General features: G+C 67.5%; 15 protein-coding genes and 1 pseudogene. 3 read left to right on the forward strand and 13 right to left on the reverse strand.

Translation table 11 applies throughout. The annotated features are described in order from the left end of the window. The first annotated feature begins 74 nt into the window (after positions 1 to 74). Positions 75 to 368: a helix-turn-helix domain-containing protein gene (locus IHV84_RS16440; protein ID WP_198847656.1), complete on the forward strand. Its 294-nt coding sequence runs from the start codon at positions 75 to 77 to the stop codon at positions 366 to 368. A 24-nt stretch (positions 369 to 392) separates the two neighbouring features. Here IHV84_RS16440 and IHV84_RS16445 read toward each other — a convergent pair whose 3' ends face one another. The 13 genes and pseudogenes from IHV84_RS16445 to IHV84_RS16505 all read right to left on the reverse strand — a co-directional run bounded on the left by IHV84_RS16445 (position 393) and on the right by IHV84_RS16505 (position 17,776). Continuing rightward, the gene (locus tag IHV84_RS16445; RefSeq protein WP_198847657.1) at positions 393 to 1,283 is read right to left on the reverse strand and encodes a LysR family transcriptional regulator; all 891 of its coding nucleotides are present in this window, start codon (positions 1,281 to 1,283) and stop codon (positions 393 to 395) included. 270 nt (positions 1,284 to 1,553) lie between these two features. Then, on the reverse strand, positions 1,554 to 2,777 hold the full coding sequence (locus IHV84_RS16450) for an acetate/propionate family kinase (RefSeq protein ID WP_198847658.1): 1,224 nt from the start codon (positions 2,775 to 2,777) through the stop codon (positions 1,554 to 1,556). Between the two features lie 17 nt (positions 2,778 to 2,794). Beyond that, complete coding sequence (locus tag IHV84_RS16455) at positions 2,795 to 3,547, reverse strand: SDR family NAD(P)-dependent oxidoreductase (protein ID WP_033474840.1); 753 nt, start codon at positions 3,545 to 3,547, stop codon at positions 2,795 to 2,797. Between the two features lie 49 nt (positions 3,548 to 3,596). Then, positions 3,597 to 4,517: pseudogene (locus IHV84_RS16460) on the reverse strand (bifunctional enoyl-CoA hydratase/phosphate acetyltransferase); the annotation flags it as partial. Between the two features lie 23 nt (positions 4,518 to 4,540). Beyond that, positions 4,541 to 7,027, reverse strand: coding sequence for a DUF3141 domain-containing protein (locus IHV84_RS16465; RefSeq protein ID WP_198847659.1), 2,487 nt, complete (start codon positions 7,025 to 7,027; stop codon positions 4,541 to 4,543). Positions 7,028 to 7,049: 22 nt separating this feature from the next. Then, entirely contained in the window at positions 7,050 to 8,231 is a 1,182-nt protein-coding gene (locus tag IHV84_RS16470) for an acetyl-CoA C-acetyltransferase (protein WP_198847660.1), read from the reverse strand. Positions 8,232 to 8,302: 71 nt separating this feature from the next. Then, a complete protein-coding gene (phbB, locus tag IHV84_RS16475) occupies positions 8,303 to 9,049 on the reverse strand; it encodes an acetoacetyl-CoA reductase (protein WP_198847661.1) in 747 nt (248 codons plus the stop codon). A gap of 5 nt (positions 9,050 to 9,054) precedes the next feature. Continuing rightward, positions 9,055 to 9,507, reverse strand: coding sequence for a hypothetical protein (locus IHV84_RS16480; RefSeq protein WP_033474837.1), 453 nt, complete (start codon positions 9,505 to 9,507; stop codon positions 9,055 to 9,057). A gap of 43 nt (positions 9,508 to 9,550) precedes the next feature. Continuing rightward, positions 9,551 to 10,681 carry an ABC transporter permease gene (locus tag IHV84_RS16485; RefSeq protein WP_198847662.1) on the reverse strand — a complete coding sequence of 377 codons (1,131 nt, stop codon included), beginning with the start codon at positions 10,679 to 10,681 and terminating at the stop codon, positions 9,551 to 9,553. Position 10,682: 1 nt separating this feature from the next. Beyond that, positions 10,683 to 13,439, reverse strand: a complete 2,757-nt coding sequence (rbbA, locus tag IHV84_RS16490; protein ID WP_198847663.1) for a ribosome-associated ATPase/putative transporter RbbA — start codon at positions 13,437 to 13,439, stop codon at positions 10,683 to 10,685. Then, positions 13,436 to 14,533: an HlyD family secretion protein gene (locus IHV84_RS16495; protein WP_198847664.1), complete on the reverse strand. Its 1,098-nt coding sequence runs from the start codon at positions 14,531 to 14,533 to the stop codon at positions 13,436 to 13,438. Before IHV84_RS16495 ends, rbbA begins: the two co-directional genes overlap by 4 nt. Beyond that, positions 14,530 to 16,038: an efflux transporter outer membrane subunit gene (locus IHV84_RS16500; RefSeq protein ID WP_198847665.1), complete on the reverse strand. Its 1,509-nt coding sequence runs from the start codon at positions 16,036 to 16,038 to the stop codon at positions 14,530 to 14,532. The genes IHV84_RS16495 and IHV84_RS16500 overlap by 4 nt, the downstream gene beginning before the upstream one ends. A gap of 1 nt (position 16,039) precedes the next feature. Then, on the reverse strand, positions 16,040 to 17,776 hold the full coding sequence (locus IHV84_RS16505) for an alpha/beta fold hydrolase (protein ID WP_198847666.1): 1,737 nt from the start codon (positions 17,774 to 17,776) through the stop codon (positions 16,040 to 16,042). A 305-nt stretch (positions 17,777 to 18,081) separates the two neighbouring features. On the opposite strand from IHV84_RS16505, the gene IHV84_RS16510 reads away from it, so the two are divergent. Beyond that, positions 18,082 to 18,723 (forward strand): TetR/AcrR family transcriptional regulator, encoded by a 642-nt coding sequence (locus IHV84_RS16510; protein WP_233100075.1) that lies wholly within the window; start codon positions 18,082 to 18,084, stop codon positions 18,721 to 18,723. 82 nt (positions 18,724 to 18,805) lie between these two features. Then, positions 18,806 to 19,894 (forward strand): IS5 family transposase, encoded by a 1,089-nt coding sequence (locus IHV84_RS16515; RefSeq protein ID WP_198847667.1) that lies wholly within the window; start codon positions 18,806 to 18,808, stop codon positions 19,892 to 19,894. Positions 19,895 to 20,216 lie beyond the last annotated feature (322 nt).

Below are 20,216 nucleotides of genomic sequence, written 5' to 3' on the forward strand. Positions count from 1 at the left end.
CGAGTCCACATGATAGCCAATATACGTTAAGTTTAACGTGGTTAAATTGTCTCGACTGCTCGACGCTTCTGTTCATGCAGAAGCGTACCGTTCAACGAGGCCGTCCCTCGGGCACAACCACATTTGAAGCCGAGCCAGCTCTGGCCTTCGGAAAAGCCGTGCGCGCTGCGCGCGTAGAGCAAGGGATTGCTCAGGAAGAACTGGGAGCTATGGCCGGCATCGCGCGCTCTCACATGGGCAAGATCGAGCGTGGAGAACATATGCCCACGCTGGCCCTGATTCTGAAAATCTCCGTTGCGCTCAGGATCAGTGCCGCCGAACTGATGGCTGCGACTGAACGCAATCTTCATGCCGACACCGAGGCGTGAGGTAACCGGCTGAGGATGGCTTCGTCAGCTACCTGAAGGGTCGCGCAGGCGATCGATAAATCGTTCCAGAGAAGCCGATAAATCACTGCTGTCAGGCCGAAGGAGATATGTGGTCATCACGGCTGAGTCCAAAGCCAAAGGACGGATCACCACGTCTGGCCGCTGGCTCAGCGGAATCTTGGTCGCCGTCATGAAGCCGACGCCATAGCCTGCACCGACCAGGGTGAGCATCATGTCCAGCGAGGACACCTCTTCAACGACGGTCAGCTTATGCTCCAGCGTCTGTAGGAGTCGATGCAGTTCACGGCAGTAGCCTTCGCACACATGCGGGTCGCACAAAACAAGTGGATAGCCCCTGATCTCATGGAGCGGAACCTCCTTGTAGGCGAGCAGTACATGCCGGGCCGGGACCGCGATCACCAGCGGGTCTCGCCAGATAGGTTCGGCAACAACGCCATCACCGACGTCAGCCGTATGAGCGAACCCGATCATGAAGTCGCCCGCGCGCAGCCCGCGCAACTGCTCGGCCAAAGGCACTTCGGACAGACGTATCTCGATCTCGGGCTCTTCGGCGCGGCAACGGGCAAGAAACGCCGATAGACGTAGATCGATCGCTCCATCGGACACCGCAATGCGCAGACTGCCGCGCAAGCCGGCAGCAACAGCTTTGGCGTTTTCCCGTGCCTGCTCCAGGATAGTGAATAGGCGTCGAGTGTCTTGTAAGAATGCCAAGCCCGCTGCGGTCAACTGGGTTCCTCGGCGGTCCCGATCGAAAAGCACAACCCCCAGTTCTTCCTCTAGTTCTTTGATCGCCCGGGACAATGGCGGCTGTTCAATATGAAGACGATCAGCTGCTCGCGTGAAATGCAATTCTTCTGCCAAAACGGAAAAATAGCGAAGATGTCGCAATTCCATGGGCTTTTCCCCCCTTTCTATAGCCTTGGAAGCAATGTGTCCGCGGCTTTGGCGCTGTCCCGGGGATGTTCCAGAGCTGCGAACGAGCGGACAGGATGTTCCGTGAACAGTTTGCCCCGCAGGTGGTGGTTGTGTGTTGCACATGGTGCGAGTAAATCGGGCCACCTGATGCTGTTTTTGTCCGCCTCAAAGTGAGGGCGCGAGAGGCTTGGGTATTCGTTGAAGATACTTAATGTCCTGAACTTTCTGGTGTTGATTGTAAGTAAGTACTCATCTGCGTGTTCCCAGTTGTTCATGCTTAAAGCGCAAGGCATGGCCGGCGGCGATCCACTCCTCGTTGGTGGGCTCCACTGCGACCCGCACGGTGCTGCCGGAACGGGAGATCAACGCTGCGTCGGCGGCGTTGGCGCGGTCGTCGAGTTGCACGCCGAGAAAGCCCAGCGAACGGCAGACGCGCTCGCGCACGAAGGCGTTGTGCTCGCCCACGCCGGCGGTGAATACCAGCAGGTCCAGGCCGCCGAGCACGGCGGTGAGTGCGCCGATCTCGCGCACGATGCGGCGCACGTACAGCGCAAGTGCGATGCGGGCCCGCTCACCGCGTTCACCATCGTCGCCTTCGTGCTGCACGATCACGCGCGGCTCGGCCGAGATGCCGGACACGCCGAGCAGGCCCGAGCGGTGGTAGAGGATGCGGCCGACCTCTTCCAGCGACAGCTTCTCGATCTCCATCAGATACAGCACCGCGCCCGGGTCCAGCACGCCGGTACGGGTGCCCATCATCAACCCGTCCAGCGCCGAGAAGCCCATGGTGGTGGCCACGCTCCGCAGATCCTGCATCGCGCACAGGCTCGCGCCGCTGCCCAGGTGAGCAACGATGGTGCGTCCATGCGCGACGGCACCGTGGCGCTCGCCCAGGACCGCGGCCATGTAGGCGTAGGACAGGCCGTGGAAGCCATAGCGCCGCAGTCCGCGCTGCCACGCATCCCAGGGCAGCGGCAGCATCTGCTCGACCACTGGCAGGGTGTGGTGGAAGCCGGTGTCGAAGCAGGCGACCTGGGCGATGTCCGGGCGCTCGCGCAGCAGGATCTCGATGGCCTCCAGCGCGAACGGCTGGTGCAGCGGCGCCAGCGGGATGTAGCCCTTGAGGTCGGCCAGCACCTGGGCATCGACGCGCACCGGGTCGAAGTACTTGCTACCGCCGTGGACCACGCGGTGCGCGATCGCGGCCACGCCGCGCCCGTCGAGCCGGGCCAGGACGCGCTGCCGGATCAGCGCCAGCGCGTCGCGGTAGGGGTGGTCCGGGCCCAGTTCGATCGGGAACGGCGCCACGTCGGTCTCGCCGAAATCCGGCGCCGGCCCGCCGATGCCCTGCACCTTGCCGTTCCACAGCGGCCTGCGCGGCAGCGGCACGGCGCCGGCATCGAACACGGCGAACTTGATGCTCGACGAGCCGCAGTTGAGCACCAGCAGGACGTCTCGGGTGGGTTCGGACATGGATATGCGGCCTGCGTTCAGGCGGCGGTGTAGCCGCCGTCGGCGACCAGCGCGCTGCCGGCCAGGAAGCTGGCGCCATCGGACAGCAGGAAGGCGACGGCATGGGCGATCTCCTCGGCGCGGCCAAGCCGGCCGATCGCGTGCTTGGCCACCAGCGCCTGCCGCGTGGCGCCGTCCAGGTTGGCCAGGATCGCCGTCTCCACGTAGCCGGGGTGGATCGAGTTGATGCGCACGCCCTGGCTGGCATAGGCCAGCGCGGCCGAGCGGGTCAGGCCGGTCACGCCGTGCTTGGCGGCCACGTAGGCCGGGGCGCCGGCGTCGCCGACCAGGCCGAGGATCGAGGACATGTTGACGATGGCGCCGCCGCCGGCGGCCAGGATCGCCGGGATCTGGTAGCGCAGGCCGTACTGCACGCCGCTGAGGTTGATGTCGATGACCCGGCGCCATTCCTCGGTGGTGAGTTCACCGGCCGGCTTGAACGGGGCACCGATGCCGGCATTGTTGAACGCCAGCTGCAGCGCGCCGAATTCGCGCACGGCCAGCGCCACCGCCGATTCGGCGTCCTCTGGGCGCGAGACGTCGCCGGCGTGGGCCACGGCGGTGCCGCCGTCGGCGACGATGGCCCCGGCCACGCGCCCGGCGGTGCCGGCGTCGATGTCCGAGACCACCACACGCAGGCCGTTGGCGGCCAGCAGCCTGGCGGTGGCCTCGCCGATGCCCGAGCCGGCGCCGCTGACCAGCACCACGTCACCCTGGAATGTGTATTTCATGTCATCTCCTTCGTTTGATGGAACCGTCGTCGGCATCGGGGGCCGTTGTTCAGGGCGGGATCTGCCGGTAGCGGTGCGCCAGCAGCAGGGCGATCGCGCAGGAGGCCAGGCGCGTTTCGCGGCTGTCGGCACGGCTGGTCAGGATGATCGGCACTTTGGCACCGAGCACGACGCCGGCGCTCTCCGCGTTGCCCAGGTAGATGAGTTGCTTGGCGAGCATGTTGCCGCTCTCCAGGTCGGGCACCACCAGCACGTCGGCCTGCCCGGCCACCGGCGAGGCGATGCCCTTGGTACGCGCGGCGGCGATCGACACCGCGTTGTCGAAAGCCAGCGGCCCGTCGAGCACGCCGCCGGTGATCTGGCCCCGGTCGGCCATCTTGCACAGCGCGGCGGCGTCCAGCGTGGCCGGCATCGCCGGGTTGACGGTCTCGACCGCCGCCAGGATGGCGACCTTGGGCTCGGCCACGCCGATGACCTGCGCCAGTTCGATGGCATTGCGGACGATGTCGGCTTTCTGCAGCAGGTCCGGGGCCAGGTTGATGGCCGCATCGGTGACGATGAAGGGGCGCGGATACTGCGGCGTCTGCAATACGAAACAATGGCTGACCCGGCGCTTGGTACGCAGCCCGGTGGTGGAGGACACCACTGCCGACATCAGTTCGTCGGTATGCAGGCTGCCTTTCATCAGGGCCTCGACCTGTCCCTCGCGGGCCAGTTCGACCGCGCGCGCGGCGGCGGCGTGGCTGTGCGGCACGTCCTCGATGGCCAGGCCGGCCAGCTCCAGGCCGGCCTGCCCGGCGACCGCTTCCAGTTTCGGGCGCGGGGCGACCAGGATGGGCTCGATCAATCCCTCCGCCCTCGCCTCCAGGGTCGCCGACAGGCTCAAGGCATCGCAGGGATGCACCACTGCGACCCGGATCGCCGACTTGCCCGCGACGTGGGCGAGCAGGTGCAGCAGGCCTTCGTTGCCGGCGGCCTGGCCGGTTGTCGCGGTCATGGGCGGTTTCCTTTCTTGCCGGTGGCCTTCTTGCCGGGACGCCCAGGCGAACCGGAGGGGCCGGGACGGGTGGCGGGCTCGCCAGCAGTCCCCGATGGGACTGCAGCGCCTGCCGTGGTGCCGCGCTTTCGCGTCTGCGCAGTCCCGGGACGCGGCGTGTGCTTTGCCGCGGAAGCCGCTTTGGCGGTGGCGGCCTTGCCGACCTTCGCAGGCACGCTGGGCGCATGGGCAGGCGTCAATGGCACGGAGGCCGCCGGCGCGGCCGCAGCGGTCGCCGCTTGCGCGGCGTGTGCGAACAGGTCGAGCACGCGTCGCAGGCTGGCCTGCTCCTGGGCAGACAGACTGCCGGCCACTTCGACCAGTCCGGCGATGATGTCGCTGGCGCGGTGGATGATGTCGGGTGGCGTGTCGGCCAGCAGCCGCGGGATCGCCGCCAGTGCGGCCTCGCCGTCGCGCCAGACCAGCAGGCCCTGTCGGCGCACCAGTTCGCGGAACCGCGCCAGGTCCGGCACGCCCAGATCCGGGCGGTCCAGGCGCGGCTGCAGCAGCTCCCAGGCATGGCGGAAATGGCGGCAGTCGGCCTCGCCGCGGGTCTTGAGCACGAAGAACAGGCCGCGGATCACCGCCTCGGCCAGCCCGCCCCGGTCCAGGTCGGCCTCCAGCCGCGCCAGCTCGCCGGCCAGGAAGGCGCGGTGCTCGGGCGAATCGCCCGGATGCGTCCTGGGCGGCTGCGGTTGGTACAGGGTCTGCCCTGCCAGCGACTGCAGCAGGAGCGAGCCGAAGATCAGTTCGAACAGGCGTCCCTGCAAGGCGTCGCGCTGGTCCCGGAACTGATCCAGCGCCTGCACGATCGTCTCGGACAGGCGCTCCTGCGCCAGCAGGAAGGGGTTGCCCGCGGCGGCCGGCGCACGCTCCTTGCGGATCTGTTCGGCGGCGGCGGCGACCGGCACGGCCAGTGGATGCTGATCCGACCACCACTCGAAGCCGACCCGCAGCGGATGCAGCGCTTGCAGCCAGCGGGCAGACCAGGGCGTGGAGATCGCCCGGATCCAGGGTTGCAGCGTGTTGCGGTACAGCGCCAGGTTGATCTCCGACAGGCGCGCGGCGGCCGCGAAGCGGCGGTCGGACGCGGGATCGGGCCGCACGATCTGGCCGATCTCCTCCAGGCTGCTGCCGCGGATGCGCATGAGGTACTCGGCGTCGCCGAGCTCGCCCGCCGGCACGCCGTCGGGACGGTCCTCGACCTCGGCGCGGTAAATCCCGGACGGCAGCAGGTCGATGATGTCGATGTTGGCGGCGAACTCGCGGTGTTCCTTGCGACCGACGCTGGCCGAGACGAAGATCCCCAGATGGCCGATGCTGTCGTGGGTGGCGTAGACGATGGTCTGGTCGTGGGCGACCAGGTCGTCCTTGTCGCGGTACAGGTCGGTGATCCAGCCCAGCGCCTGGCCGGGCGGGGTGATGTTGTCGCCGTAGGAGCAGAACACCACGATCGGCGAGCGAATATTGCGCAGGTCGATGCGCACGCCATCAGACGTCACCAGCTGCGCCGTACTCAGTTTGTTGCCGATGAACAGGTTGTCGACGATGTACTGCATCTCCACGTCGTTGAGGAAGACGTAGCCGCCCCAGTACTTCTCGAAGCCCAGGTAGCGGTCGGCCTCGGTGTCGATGTTGGCGTACAGGTGGTACTGCTTCTTCCACAGGGTGTTGGCCGGGTCCAGGTGCTCGAAGTTCTGCACCAGCCAGGCGCCGTCGAAGCGCCCGGCGCCGATGTCGCTGGTCAGTGCGGTCAACCAGCTGCCGCCGGTCAGGCCGCCGCCGTAGCGCATCGGGTTGTCGCCGGCCCAGTACGAGACCGGCGCGCCGGCCAGGATGATCGGCCCGAACAGCTCCGGCCAGACCGCCGCGGTCATCAGCACCTGCCAGCCGGCCTGGCAGTTGCCGATCACCACGGGCTTGCCGTTGCCCGGATGCAGTTCGCCGACCTTGCGCACGAACGCGGCCTCGGCGCGCATCACGTCCTCGACCGTCTGCCCCGGCACCGGGTCGGGCAGGAAGCCGACGAAGTAGCACGGATGACCGGCCTTCATCGCCGCACCGATCTCGCTGTCGGGCTTGAAGCCACCGATGCCCGGGCCGTGGCCGGCGCGCGGGTCGACCACGACGAAGGGGCGCTTGGCCGGGTCGACCGGGGTTCCGGCGCCGGGCACGATGCGCGCCAGCCCGTAGTTGACCGGGCGCGGCAGGTCCAGGCCGGAGAGCACCAGTTCGGCCTCGAAGGCGAGCACGTTGGGCACGCGCTCGCGCAGGTGCGCCTGGTACTGGTTGCCGCGCTGGCGGAGTACGTCGGCATACAGCAGGCCGCGCTGCCAGGCGTCGATGGTGTATTCGGCCGCGGCGGCACCCAGCCGCAGCGGGTCGGTCGGCCAGTCTGCGGGGATGTTCCCGGTCGTCTTGTGGGGGGCGCGATCGTCGCTCATGTCGTCGGGGCCTGTGTCGGGATCAGCGTTCGATGGCGATGGCCACGCCCTGGCCACCGCCGATGCACAGCGTGGCCAGGCCCTTGCGGGCATCGCGGCGGATCAGTTCGTGGACCAGGGTGACCAGGATGCGCGCACCGGACGCGCCGATCGGGTGCCCCAGCGCGATCGCGCCACCGTTGACGTTGACCCTGGCCGTGTCCCAGCCCAGTTCCTGGTTCACCGCCAGCGCCTGCGCGGCGAAGGCCTCGTTGGCCTCGATCAGGTCGAGATCGCCGATGCGCCAGCCCGCCTTGTTCAGCGTCTTCTGCGTGGCCGGCACCGGGCCGATGCCCATGACCGCCGGGTCCACGCCGGCGCTGGCATAGCCGCGGATCCATGCCAGCACCGGCAGGCCCAGTGCCTCGGCCTTCTGCGCACTGGCCAGCAGCAGCACCGCGGCGCCGTCGTTGATCGTGGAAGCGTTGCCGGCGGTGACCGTGCCGTCCTTCTTGAACGCAGGGCGCAGCTTGGCCAGCGCCTCGGCGGTGGTGCCGGCGCGCGGCTGCTCGTCGGTGTCGAACAGCACCGGGTCACCCTTGCGCTGCGGGATTGATATCGGGGTGATCTCGTCCTGGAAGCGGCCGGCTGCGATGGCCTCGGCGGCCTTGCGCTGCGAGTCGGCGGCGAAGGCGTCCTGCTGCGCGCGGGTGATGCCGTAGCGCTCGGCCAGGTTCTCGGCGGTGATGCCCATGTGGTAGTCATTGAAGGCGTCCCACAGGCCGTCGCGGATCAGGCTGTCCTCCAGTTGCGCATGGCCCAGGCGCAGGCCGGTGCGCGCCTTGGGCAGCACGTAGGGCGCCAGGCTCATGCTCTCCTGGCCGCCGGCCAGGACCAGGTCGGCGTCGCCCAGGGCGATCGCCTGCGCGGCCAGGTGCACGGCCTTCAGGCCCGAGCCGCAGACCTTGTTGAGGCTCAGCGCGGGAACCGCGTGCGGCAGGCCCGCCGCGATCGCGGCCTGGCGCGCCGGGTTCTGGCCGCTGCCGGCGGTGAGGATCTGGCCCAGGACGACCTCGTCGATCTCCGCGGGCGCGATGCCGGTCTTCTCGAGGATGCCGCGGATCAGCGCCGCGCCCAGGGCGTGGGCCGGCAGGCCGGACAGCGTGCCCTGGAAACTGCCGATGGCGGTGCGGGTGGCCGCCAGGATTGCAATGTCGTTGCTCATCTCATGTCCTTTTCTTTGCGGGAGGGCGCCTGACCGCCGGCGCGACAGGCGCCGGGGGGGCGGGCGCGGCGTCAATACATGTGCTGGCCGCCGTTGATGGACAGGTTGCTGCCGGTGAGGAAGCCGGCGGCATCGCCGGCGACGAAGCCGATCAGCGCGGCGATCTCATCGGGACGGCCCAGGCGCCCGACCGGGATGCCGGCGATGATCTGGTTGCGCACGTCCTCGGGCACGGCCATCACCATCTGCGTGGCCAGGTAGCCTGGCGAGATGGTGTTGACGGTGATGCCCTTGCGCGCCACCTCCTGCGCCAGCGCCTTGGTGAAGCCGTGGATGCCGGCCTTGGCCGCCGAGTAGTTGGTCTGGCCGAACTGGCCCTTGGAGCCGTTGATCGAGGAGATGTTGACGATGCGGCCCCAGCCGCGTTCGAGCATGCCGTCGATGAACAGCCGGGTGACGTTGTACATCGAGTCCAGGTTGACCCGGAGCACCGCGTCCCAGTTCTCCTTGCTCAGCTTGCGGAAGGTCGCGTCACGGGTGATGCCGGCGTTGTTGACCAGGATGTCCACCACATGCCCGTCGGCGGCGATGCGCTCGGCCATGGCCTGGGTCGAAGCCCAGTCGGCCACATCCACGTCGTAGCACTGGAAGGTGTAACCGGCATCGGCCTGTTTGCGCAGCCACAGGTTGGCGGCTTCGTCGCTGCGGGCGTGGGTGACCAGCACCGTATGTCCGGCATCGTGCAGATGGCGGGCGACGGCCTCGCCCAGCCCTCCCATGCCGCCAGTGACCAGCGCAGTATGTGTTGTGCTGCCCATTCCGATCAGTCTCCCTTGGGCGCCTTGCGCTGGGTGGCCTCGGTCGTCTGCGACCACAAGGCATTCCACTGCTTGAAGACGTCGGCGAAGGGCGACGCGGAGTTGTCGCTGCCGAGCGCGCTGCTCACGGCCTTGTGCCAGCTCTCGATGGCCTGCTGCAGTCCCGACGTGAAGGCCGCCTGGTTCTTGATCGCGACCTGTTGGAACGTCTGCACGTGCGCAACGCGGCCCTGGAACTGACGCCAGAAGGCTTCAGGCGGCAACGACGCCAGTGCCTGCCAGTTTGCCGAACGCAGCACGCCTTCGATCTCGGCCGAGGTTTCCGCGATCCCCTGCGAACTGGCCTCCTTCACCGAGTCCAGCCATTGATGGCTGCTTTCCTGCAGCAAGCGAGTCAGGCGCAACTGCAGTTCGGCGTTGGCCTTGAGGAGGTTCAGGGGAAGCGTTTCGGTGGTCATGGGTAGTACCTCACTGAGTGGAAGTCCCGAGTCAGGGACGGATTCAGGCCATCTGGCTGATGGTCCTGCGGAAACGGGTGAGCGCGAGCGCGAACAGGGCCGAGCCGATCAGCGCCAGGGCCAGGAAGGGCTTCCAGACCACGCCGATGCCGGCGCCGCGGTAGAGGATGGCCTGCGACAGCTCGACAAAGTGGGTGGTCGGCGCGGCCAGCATGATGGTCTGCACCAGCTGCGGCATGCTTTCGCGCGGCGTCATGGCGCCCGACAGCAGCTGCAGCGGCAGCAGCACGAGCACCAGCAGCATGCCGAACTGTGGCATGTTGCGCGCCAGCGTGGCAAGGAAGATCCCCAGCGACGTTGTGGCGAACAGGCACAGCGCGGCCCCTGCCAGGAACAGCGGCTGAGAGCCTTCGATGGGAACGCCCAGGGCGCCGCGCACCACGAGGTTGAGCGAGGCAAAGGCGGTGACCAGCACGACCAGTCCCATGGACCATATCTTGGCCAGCATGATCTCGGTCGGTGTCACCGGCATGACCAGCAGGTGCTCCACCGTGCCGTGCTCGCGCTCGCGGATCAGCGCCGCGCCCGTGAGGATGATGGACAGCATGGTCACGTTGTTGATGATCTGCATCAGCCCGCCGAACCAGACCTTGTCCAGCGCGGGATTGAAGCGCGCGCGCACCACCAGGTCCACGGGCAGGGCGGTGGCGCCCCGAAAGCGCCGCACGAACTCGCTGACCTCGGCCGAGACGATCTGCTGCACATAGCTGTTGCCCGTGAAGGCCTGGCTCATGCGCGTGGCGTCCACGTTCAGCTGCAGCTCGGGCGCGCGGCCCGCCAGCACGTCGCGCTGGAAGTTGGGCGGGATGTTGAGCACGAAGGTGTAGGTGCCCGAGTCCATGCCCGGGTCCATCTGCGTGCGGTCGATCATGGCCGGCGGCGCGAACTGCGGCGGATAGAAGGCGCCCGCGATGCGCTGCGACAGCGGCGAGCCGTCCTCGTCCACGATGGCGATGGGCGCGTTGTGCAGGCTCTCGGGCATGGCCGTGGCCGCCGTGTAGATGGAGACCGTGAACACATAGGCGATGAGCACCAGCAGCACGGGGTCGCGCCACAGGCTCCACAGCTCCTTGACGCCCAGCCGGTAGATGTTGGAGAAAAGGCGGGTGCGCATGTCAGTTCTCCTGCTTTCTGGTCAGCGCAATGGCCAGGCCCAGGATCGCCGGCACGGACAGCAGCAGCGGCCCGAACGAGCCGGCCAGCTCCCGAAAGCCCAGCGCCTTGCTGAACACGCCGCGGCTGATGGCGATCATGTGGCTGGCCGGATAGACCTCGCCGATGGCGCGGCCCACGCCCTCCAGCGAGGACACGGGGTCGACCAGGCCTGCGAACTGCGTGGTGGGGATCAGCGTGCCGATCAGCACCAGGAACATCGAGGCGATCTGGCTGCGCGTCAGCGTGGAGGCCAGCAGGCCGAAGCCCGTGGAGGCGCCGCTGAAGATCAGCGCCGCCAGGGCCAGCGTGGCAAAGCTGCCCGTCACGGGCACGCCGAACAGGGTGACGGCCATCAGGCACATCAGCAGGAAGTTCAGCATGGCCAGCACCACATAGGGCAGTTGCTTGCCCAGCAGGAATTCGGTGCGCGTGACCGGCGTGACGTAGAAGTTGGTGATGGAGCCGCTTTCCTTCTCGCGCACCACGGCCAGCGCCGTCAGCATGGCGGGCAAAAGCAGCAGCAGCAGGGGCATGACGGCCGGCACCATGGCCGGCAGGCTGCGCACGTCGGGGTTGTAGCGAAAGCGCGTCTGGATGTCGATGAGGCCGGCCGGCGCCACGCCCAGGCGCTCGCGCGCCTGCTCGGTCAGCCAGTGCTGGTGGATGCCCTGCAGGTAGCCGCGCACGGTCTCGGCGCGCGTGGGCATGGCGCCGTCGAACCAGGCGCCCACCTGCACGGAGCCGCCGCGCAGCACATCGCGCGCAAAGCCCGGGGGGATCTCGATGGCCAGGGTCAGCTCGCCGCTGCGCATGCGGCGGTCCAGTGCGTCGTAGTCGGTCAGCGGCGGCTGCTCGATGAAGTAGCGCGAGCCCGACAGGCTCATCGCATAGCTGCGGCTGATGGTGGTCTGGTCGCGGTCCAGCACGGCAAAGCGCAGGTCCTCCACGTCCAGGCTGATGCCGTAGCCCATCACGAACATCAGGATCAGCGAGCCCACCAGGGCCAGCGTGGCGCGCACCGGGTCGCGCTGCAGCTCCAGCGCTTCGCGCCAGACATAGCTGAGCATGCGCTGGGCGCTGAAATGGCGGCGGCGCGCAGTGTGCGTTTCCACGGCAGCGGGGGCGGCAGGCGCGGCCGGTTCCTCGGCGGCCGGGGCCTCGCCGCCACCGGCCTCGACCAGGTAGCCGATGAAGGCTTCCTCCAGCGTGGCCGCGCCGCGCTTGGCCACCAGGCGCGCGGGCGTGTCGCTGTCCAGCACCTTGCCCGCATGCATCATGGACATGCGGTCGCAGCGCTCGGCCTCGTTCATGAAGTGGGTGGAGATGAAGATGGTCACGCGGTCGCGCCGCGACAGCTCCACCAGCAGGCGCCAGAAGCCGTCGCGCGCCACGGGGTCCACGCCCGAGGTGGGCTCGTCCAGGATGAGCAGCTCGGGCTTGTGCACCATGGCCACGGCCAGCGACAGGCGCTGGCGCATGCCCAGCGGCAGGGCGGCCGGCAGGCTGTGCTGCGCGGCCTGCAGGTCAAAGCGCTGCAGCATCTCGGACACGCGCGCGGGAATGTCCGCCTCTGGCACGCCGAACAGGCGCGCATGCAGCACCAGGTTCTGGTGCACGGTCAGCTCGCCGTACAGCGAGAACGCCTGGGTCATGTAGCCCACGCGGCGGCGCGTGTCGATGTCGCGCGGGTCCACGGGCTGGCCGAACAGCCAGGCCTGGCCCTCGCTGGCCGGCAGCAGGCCGGTCAGCATCTTCATGGTGGTGCTCTTGCCGCAGCCGTTGGAGCCCAGGAAGCCGAAGATCTCGCCGCGGCGGATGCGGAAGGACACATGGTCCACGGCGACGAAGTCGCCAAATCGCATGGTCAGGTCCCTGGCCTCGATGGCGATGTCGTCCTCGCCACCCTCGGGCAGGGGTGCAATGGTGACGGGCGCATGGCCGCGCTTTTTCTCTTCGGGCAGCAGGGCGATGAAGGCCTCTTCCAGCGAGCGGCTGTCCGTGCGCTGCAGCAGCTCGGCCGGCGTGCCCGTGGCCAGCACGCGGCCCTCGTCCATGGCCACCAGCCAGTCGAAGCGCTGGGCCTCGTCCATGTAGGCCGTGGCCACCAGCACGCTCATGCCGGGGCGCTGGCGGCGGATGCGCGCGATCAGGTCCCAGAACTGGGCGCGCGCCAGCGGGTCCACGCCCGTGGTGGGCTCGTCAAGAATGAGCAGGTCGGGGTCGTGGATCAGCGCGCAGCACAGGCCCAGCTTCTGCTTCATGCCGCCCGACAGCTTGCCGGCCGGCCGCTCCAGGAATTTGCGCAGGCCCGTGGCCTGGGTGAGATCGTCGATGCGCCGGCGCCGCTCGGCCGCGTCATGGCCGAACAGGCGCGCGAAGAACTGCAGGTTCTCCTCCACCGACAGCGTGGGATAGAGGTTGCGCCCCAGGCCCTGCGGCATGTAGGCCACGCGCGGGCAGACGGCCTCGCGGTGCCGGCGCTGGGCCATGTCGCCGCCCAGCACCTCGACGCTGCCTTCCTGGATCTTGCGCGCCCCGGAGATCAGCGCCATGAGGCTGGACTTGCCCACGCCGTCCGGCCCGATCAGGCCGACCATGCGGCCTTCGGGAATGTCCAGATCTATGCCCGCCAGCGCCTCGACCTGGCCATAGCGCTGGTGCACGCCCTTCAGGCGCACGACCCAGCCGCTGGCGTGGGGCGTCGTGCTCTCGCTCATTGCGCGGGCTGGGCTGGCAGCTTGATGGCCAGGTTGGCGGGCCACTCATGGCTGGCATCGGTGCGCAGCCAGGCCATGCCGGGCACGCCGGTCTTGACCTGTTCCAGATGGCGGCGCAGCAGCTCCGGCGGGATCTGGGCGCGCACGCGGAACATCAGCTTCTGGCGCTCGCTGGCGGTCTCCACGGTCTTGGGCGTGAACTGGGCCTGGCTGGCGACGAAGGAGACGCGGGCCGGGATCACGTACTCGGGCGCGGCGTCCAGCACCAGGCGCACCTCGCTGCCCAGGGCGATGCGGCCGGCGGCGGTCTCGGGCACGAAGAAGGTCATGTAGACATCGGACAGGTCCAGCAGGTTGAGCACGCGCCCGCCGGCGCCGAGCACTTCGCCCGGCTGCGCCACGCGCACCTGCACCCGGCCGGCGCGCGGCGACTTGAGCGCGCTGTCGTCGATGTCGGCCTGGATCCGCGCCACCGCGGCCTCGGCCGCGCGGACCGTGGACTGCGCCCCGACCAGCTGCGCCTCGGCGGCGCGCACGGCCGCCTGGGCAGCGGCAGCCTGGGCCCGGGTCGCCGCGACCGCCGCCTGGCTGGCGCGTGCCCGCGCGCGGTCGTCGTCCAGTTCCTGGGCCGAGGAGGCGCCCTCCACCGAAAGCGTCTCCGAACGCGCCAGCCGGCGGCGCGCAGCATCGAGCTCGGCCTCGCGCTGGACGACCAGCGCCTGCGCGGTGGCCACCTCGCTCTGCCGCAGCGCGATCTGCGCCTGGGCCGCGGCCACGCCGTGCTCGGCCTGTTGCCGCCCGGCCTCGGCCTGGTCGTACTGGGCGCGCAGGGTGTCGGTCTGCATCCGCGCCAGCGTCTGCCCGGCCTGCACGAAGTCGCCCTCGCGCACCAGGATCTCCTCCACCCGGCCGGGCAACTTGGTGGCCACGTTGATCTCGGTGGCCTCGATGCGCCCGTTGCCGCTGGCGAATCCCTCGCCCGGGCCGTGGTCGGACCAGCGCTGCCAGCCCCACCAGGCCAGCACCGCGACGGCGACGACCAGCGTGGCGGGGACGATGCGTTTCTTGGAAAAAAGGGACGATGCTGTGCTCATGGTATGTCCGACGCCCGTTGCGAATGGGTGGAAAGGCCTGATTCAGCGCCACCGGAGCGCTGGCCAGGCCCGCCTCCGAGCGCGCCGTACAGCGCGACCTGGCTGGACAGCAGCGCACGGCGCACCTGCACCAGTTGCTGCTCGGCGTCCAGCAGGTTGCGCTGCGCGTCGAGGACTTCGAGATAGGCGGCCGAGCCGTTGTCGTAGCGCAGTTGGGCCAGCCGGGAGCGTTCGGCCAGGGCCTGGCGCGCGACGGTCTGCACCTGCAACTGCTCGGCCAGCCAGTGGCGGGCCGCCAGCGCGTCGGCGACCTCGCGGAACGCGGTCTGGATGGATTTCTCGTACTGGGCCACCGCGATGTCGCGGCGCACTTCGCTGAGCTCCAGGTTGGCGCGGCGACGGCCCGCGTCGAAGATCGGCAGCGACAGCGTCGGCAGAAAGGTCCACGCGCGGCTGCCGGAATCGAACAGGCCATCGAGCTCGGCGCTGGCCGTGCCCCAACTGCCGGTCAGGGCGATGCGCGGGAAGAACGCCGCGCGCGCGGCGCCGATGTTGGCATGGGCGCCACGCAGCTGATGCTCGGCGGCGATGAGGTCTGGGCGACGGACCAGCAGGTCCGAAGGCAGCCCTGGCTGCAGCGCCGCCAGCACCGTGTCCTCGTCGAACGGCGCGCGGGCTGGGAGTGCGCCGGGATCGGCGCCGACCAACTGGGCCAGTGCGTGGTACTGGCTGGCGCGCGCGCGTTCGAGCTGGGCCAGCAGCGCCTGCGCCTGGGTCAACAGGGTCTGCACCTGGGTCAGGTCCAGCCGAGAGGTCGAGCCGACTTCCTGGCGGCGCTGGAAGATGCGGTAGGACTCCGCGCGTGAGTCCACGGTGCGGCGCGCGATCGCCACGCGCTCGTCCAGTTCACGCAGCCCCAGGTAGCCATCGGCGACCTGGACGATCAGCGCCAGTTCGACCGCCTGACGGCCGGCATCGGTGGCCAGCCACTGCTGCAGTGCCGCATCCTTCAGGTTGCGTATGCGGCCCCACAGATCCAGTTCCCAACTGCTCAGGCCGACTTCGGCGCGGTATTCGCCGCCGACCACGGACTGCCCGTAGTAGTTGAGATCGCCCGGCACCCGTGCGCGCGCGCCCTGCGCACCCAGGCCCAGGCCCGGGAATTGATCGGCGCGCTGGATCTGGAATGCGGCTCGGGCTTCCTCGGCCCGGAGCGCGGCGACGCGCAGGTCGCGGTTGTTGCCCAGCGCCGTCTCGATCAGGCGCTGCAGCAGCGGATCGGTGAAGTAGTCGCGCCAGGGCGGCAGATCCTCGCGCCCTGGCGTCGATGCGCCCACGGTGGACGCATAGCTCTGCGGTACCGGCGCGACGGGCTGTTCATACTCCGGCGCCAGGCTGGCGCAGCCGGCCAGCAGCGCCAGCGCGGTGCTGGCCAGGATCGGCCGGGCCCGCAGCGGCGGCGGACGGCGCTTGCCACTTGTGGCGACGGCTGGCCTATCGTTCATGTCATGTCTCCAGCACGTAGTTGCCCGGCGCCGCGTACTGCGGCTTGTAGCCCTTGGAGGGCGCCCCGATCGCGGGCGGCTTGACGGGCGTTCCCGAGCGTTCCTGCAGCCACGCGATCCAGGCCGGCCACCACGACCCTTCCTGTACCGGCGTCTGCTCCAGCCAACGGTCGGGGGGCACGTAGCTGGCGCCGGCCGCACGCGTACCGATCCGGTAGCTGCGTCTGGGCCTGCCCGGTTCGCTGACGATACCGGCGTTGTGCCCGCCGCTGGTCAGCGCGAAGGTGATCTCGGTGGGCGTGAGGTAATGCAGCTTGTACACCGAGCGCCAGGGCGCGACGTGGTCGGTGAGCGTGCCGACGGCGAACGTCGGCAGACCGATGTCGCCCAGCGAGACCGGACGGCCGCCGACCGGGTAGCGCCCCTCGCTGAGATCGTCGTCCAGGTACAGCCGCCGCAGGTACTGCGAATGCATCTTCGCCGGCATCCGGGTCAGATCGGCATTCCAGGCCATCAGGTCGTTCATCGGCCTGCGGTCGCCGAGCAGGTATTCCTGCACCATCTTCGACCAAAGCAGGTCATAGGAGCGCAGCATCTGGAAGGCGCCGGCCATCTGGTCGCCGCGCAGATAACCGGCCTCGGCCATCTGCGCTTCCAGCATGGACACCTGGCTTTCGTCGATGAACAACCCGAGTTCGCCGGGTTCGCTGAAGTCGGTCTGCGCCGTGAACAGGCTCAACGAGGCCAGACGCTCATCGCCATCGCGCGCCATCGCCGCAGCGGCAATCGCCAGCAGCGTCCCGCCCAGGCAATAACCGGTGGCGTGCACCTTGCGCTTGGGAACGATCGCGTTGACGGCCTGCAGCGCTGCATGGAAGCCCTGCTCCAGATACTCGTCCATGCCCAGATCGCGCTCGGCCTGGCCCGGGTTCTTCCAGGAGATGCAGAACACCGTATAGCCCTGGCCTACCAGATACTTGATCAGGGAGTTGTGCGGAGAAAGATCGAGGATGTAGTACTTCATGATCCAGGCGGGGATCACCAGCACCGGCTCCGGGTGCACCGTTTCGGTCGAGGGCGCGTACTGGATCAGCTCCATCAACTGGTTGCGCAGCACCACCTTGCCCGGCGTGGCGGCCACATCGCGACCGACCACGAACGCCTCCGCTCCTGCGGGCGGCAGCTTGGCCAGCGAGCGCTCGATGTCGTCAAGCAGATGCGCCAGGCCGCGCTGCAGGTTCGAGCCATCCTCGGCGACGGTACGTGCCAGCGCCTCTGGATTGGTCAGCAGGTGGTTGCCGGGAGAGAGCATGTCCAGCCACTGCCTGGCCGCGAAGGCCACCACGTTCTCGTGGTGCTTGTCCACGCCGGATACGCCATGGGTGGCCTGCGACCACCACTGCTGGTTGAGCAGAAAGACCTGATGCAACAGGTTGAACGGCCAATGGCGCCATTCCGGGGCAGCGAAGCGCCGATCCTGCACCGGTGTCTCGATGCAATCGCGGGCTTCTCCCGTGCCGGCCAGAAGGCATTCGCGCAGATAGCCGGCAAGCGCGGACGCCTGTTCGGCCGCCAGTGACATCAACTCGGACTGCTTGCCCGGCGAGGAGGCCAGATGCGAAGCCCAATCCGTCCACGCCAGCAGGAGAGACTGCGGCGAGATGGACGCGCTGGCAGCGGCCTGGACAGCGCGGGCCAACGCATCCATCTGTATCGAGACTTCACCTTCATCCGCCATCAAAACGCGTCCTCTTCCTATGACGATCAATGAATTACGCAAGAAACGACCCGTGCGTCGTTTTGGAGTATAGCATCAATTCCCCAAATGCGAAGCGCTTATCCGCGGCTCGATCGGTCACGTGGGCGTACGCATGGGCCGCTCTACGACAAGGGGTGCGGCACGGGTGGGCGTTGAAGTGAAGCTCCGTGCTGCCTTGATTGCAGCTCTGAAAGCAGAATGGCGAGACTGCGCCAGGCGAGCCGCGTTAGAATTGCCGCAACAATTTCGCAGCGTGTTGAAGCAGGCCTAGGCCGGGAGATATCTTGAGTAGCTCGTCTCACCGAGGCGGTCGGCGGCGCCGTTATTTGCCAGGAGCCGAGCGAAAGCGGGAAATCCTGGATGCTGCACTGATCGAGTTCCTCGCACATGGGTTAACCAAGACCACTGTCGAGGGAATCGCCATACGCGCAGGCATGTCGAAGTCAGGGGTCTATGCGCACTTCGGCAGCAAGGATCAGGTCTTCGAAGAACTGTTGATGGCAGCCTTGCCTACGACGGAAGATTCTTTCAGCGTGTTCCTGTCGGAGGCAAATGGCTCGATTCAGGAGATAGCCGAGGCCTACATCGACAAGCTCTATGCACGTCTGGACAGTCCGCTTGCAGCTCCGACCTTCCAGTTGCTGATCACGGAGAGCAAGCGGGTACCCGGCCTCATCGAGCGATGGCACGCCAATATCCTGTTGAAGATGCGCGCGAGTTCGCAGGCCTTGGTCGACGAATGCGTGCGCCAGGGAGTCATGCGTCAAAGCGCGCTGACAGAACATTTCGAGATCGTGCTTTGCCCCATCGTTTATTGGCTGGCAAAATGTGTACTGCTTGGTGAGCGGGCCGAGGACACAGGGTTGTCGCTGGTCAAGATGCGGGAGATCCATAAAAAGATGTTTCTGGCGCTGCTCTTGCCTTAACAGGCCGTTGAAAAATCCCCCGCCGACGCCCGCGTTGGCCGCTACGATCTGAAGCCATAGGTGAACGACCCAGACGAGGACGATGAGAGGCAACCAAGACTTCCAGGGGGCGATGTTCAGCTACATCAGCCTTGAAGAGCGCGTGCCGCAGGCACACCCGTTGCGCAAGTTGCGCGCGGTGGTTGATGCGCTGCTGTCAACCATGAACCGCGAGTTCGAAGCGGTGTACGCCCGCCGTGGCCGCCCATCGGTGCCACCGGAGATGCTGCTCAAGGCCTTGCTGCTGCAGATCCTGTTCTCCATCCGCAGCGAGCGCCAGTTGGTCGAAGCGGTCAACTACAACCTGCTGTACCGCTGGTTCGTGGGCCTGAACATCGAGGACAAGGTCTGGGACCACTCCACCTTCAGCGCCAACCGCGAGCGGCTCTTCAATGAAGACCTGGCCCGCGCCTTCTTCGAGCGGGTCAAGCACACCGCCGATTGGGCGAAGTTGACCAGCGACGAACACTTCAGCGTGGACGGCACGCTGATCGAGGCCTGGGCCTCGCACAAAAGTTTCAAGCGCCGGGACGACGACCAAACCCCGACTGAGGGGCGCAATCCCGAGGTGGACTTCAAAGGACAGCAGCGCTGCAACGACACCCACGCCAGTACCACGGACCCCGATGCCCGGCTGTTCAAGAAGAGCGCGGGCGACAAGGCTCGCCTGTGCCACATGGCGCACATCCTCATGGAAAACCGCAACGGTCTGATCGTGGACGTGCAGATCACCCATACCCGCGGCACCGCCGAGCGCGAGGCAGCGCTCGCGATGCTTGGGCGCCGGGACAACAAGAACAAGCGGGCTACGGTCGGGGCCGACAAGGGCTACGACAGCAAGGCCTTCATCAAGGGCTGCCGAAAGCTCAAGGTCACGCCGCACGTGGCGGCCAAGGACAAGCACTCGGCGGTGGATGCCCGGATCACCCGACACGAGGGCTACAAGACCAGTCAGAAGGTGCGCAAGCGCATTGAGGAGGCCTTTGGCTGGATCAAGACCGTGGGTGGTCTGGCAAAGACCAAGCTGATCGGTCAGGCCAAGCTCACGGGTCAGGCGCTGCTGTGCTTTGCCACCTACAACCTGGTGCGCATGGGCAGCATCGGCGGCTGGTGGGACGCGCATCATGCGTGAGCCCGGGGATACGTGCGCCCGAAATGGGCGAGATGGCCTGCAAACAGGCCAGATTGGCCGGTGCAATCGCTGCGCAGACGCGTCTGGGCAGCTCGTGTCTTCGAAATCAGCGCCCCTGATTCGTTCGAAAACCAATTTTTCAACGGCCTGTTAATAGGGATTAGCCCAGTTCGAGAGCCGGTCCGAAGTTATGTTAGAGAGGCATAGCATGACGACCTGGAGCATTCCTGCCACTAGTGTGGTGTCTCAAAAATAGATAGAACTATTTTGACCGGTGTTGGTCGAATCAGCTTCCTTATAGGAGACTACGCTGATGGCCCAC

The sequence above is a fragment of the Acidovorax sp. IB03 genome (assembly GCF_016406015.1).
Lineage (GTDB): Bacteria > Pseudomonadota > Gammaproteobacteria > Burkholderiales > Burkholderiaceae_C > Acidovorax > Acidovorax temperans.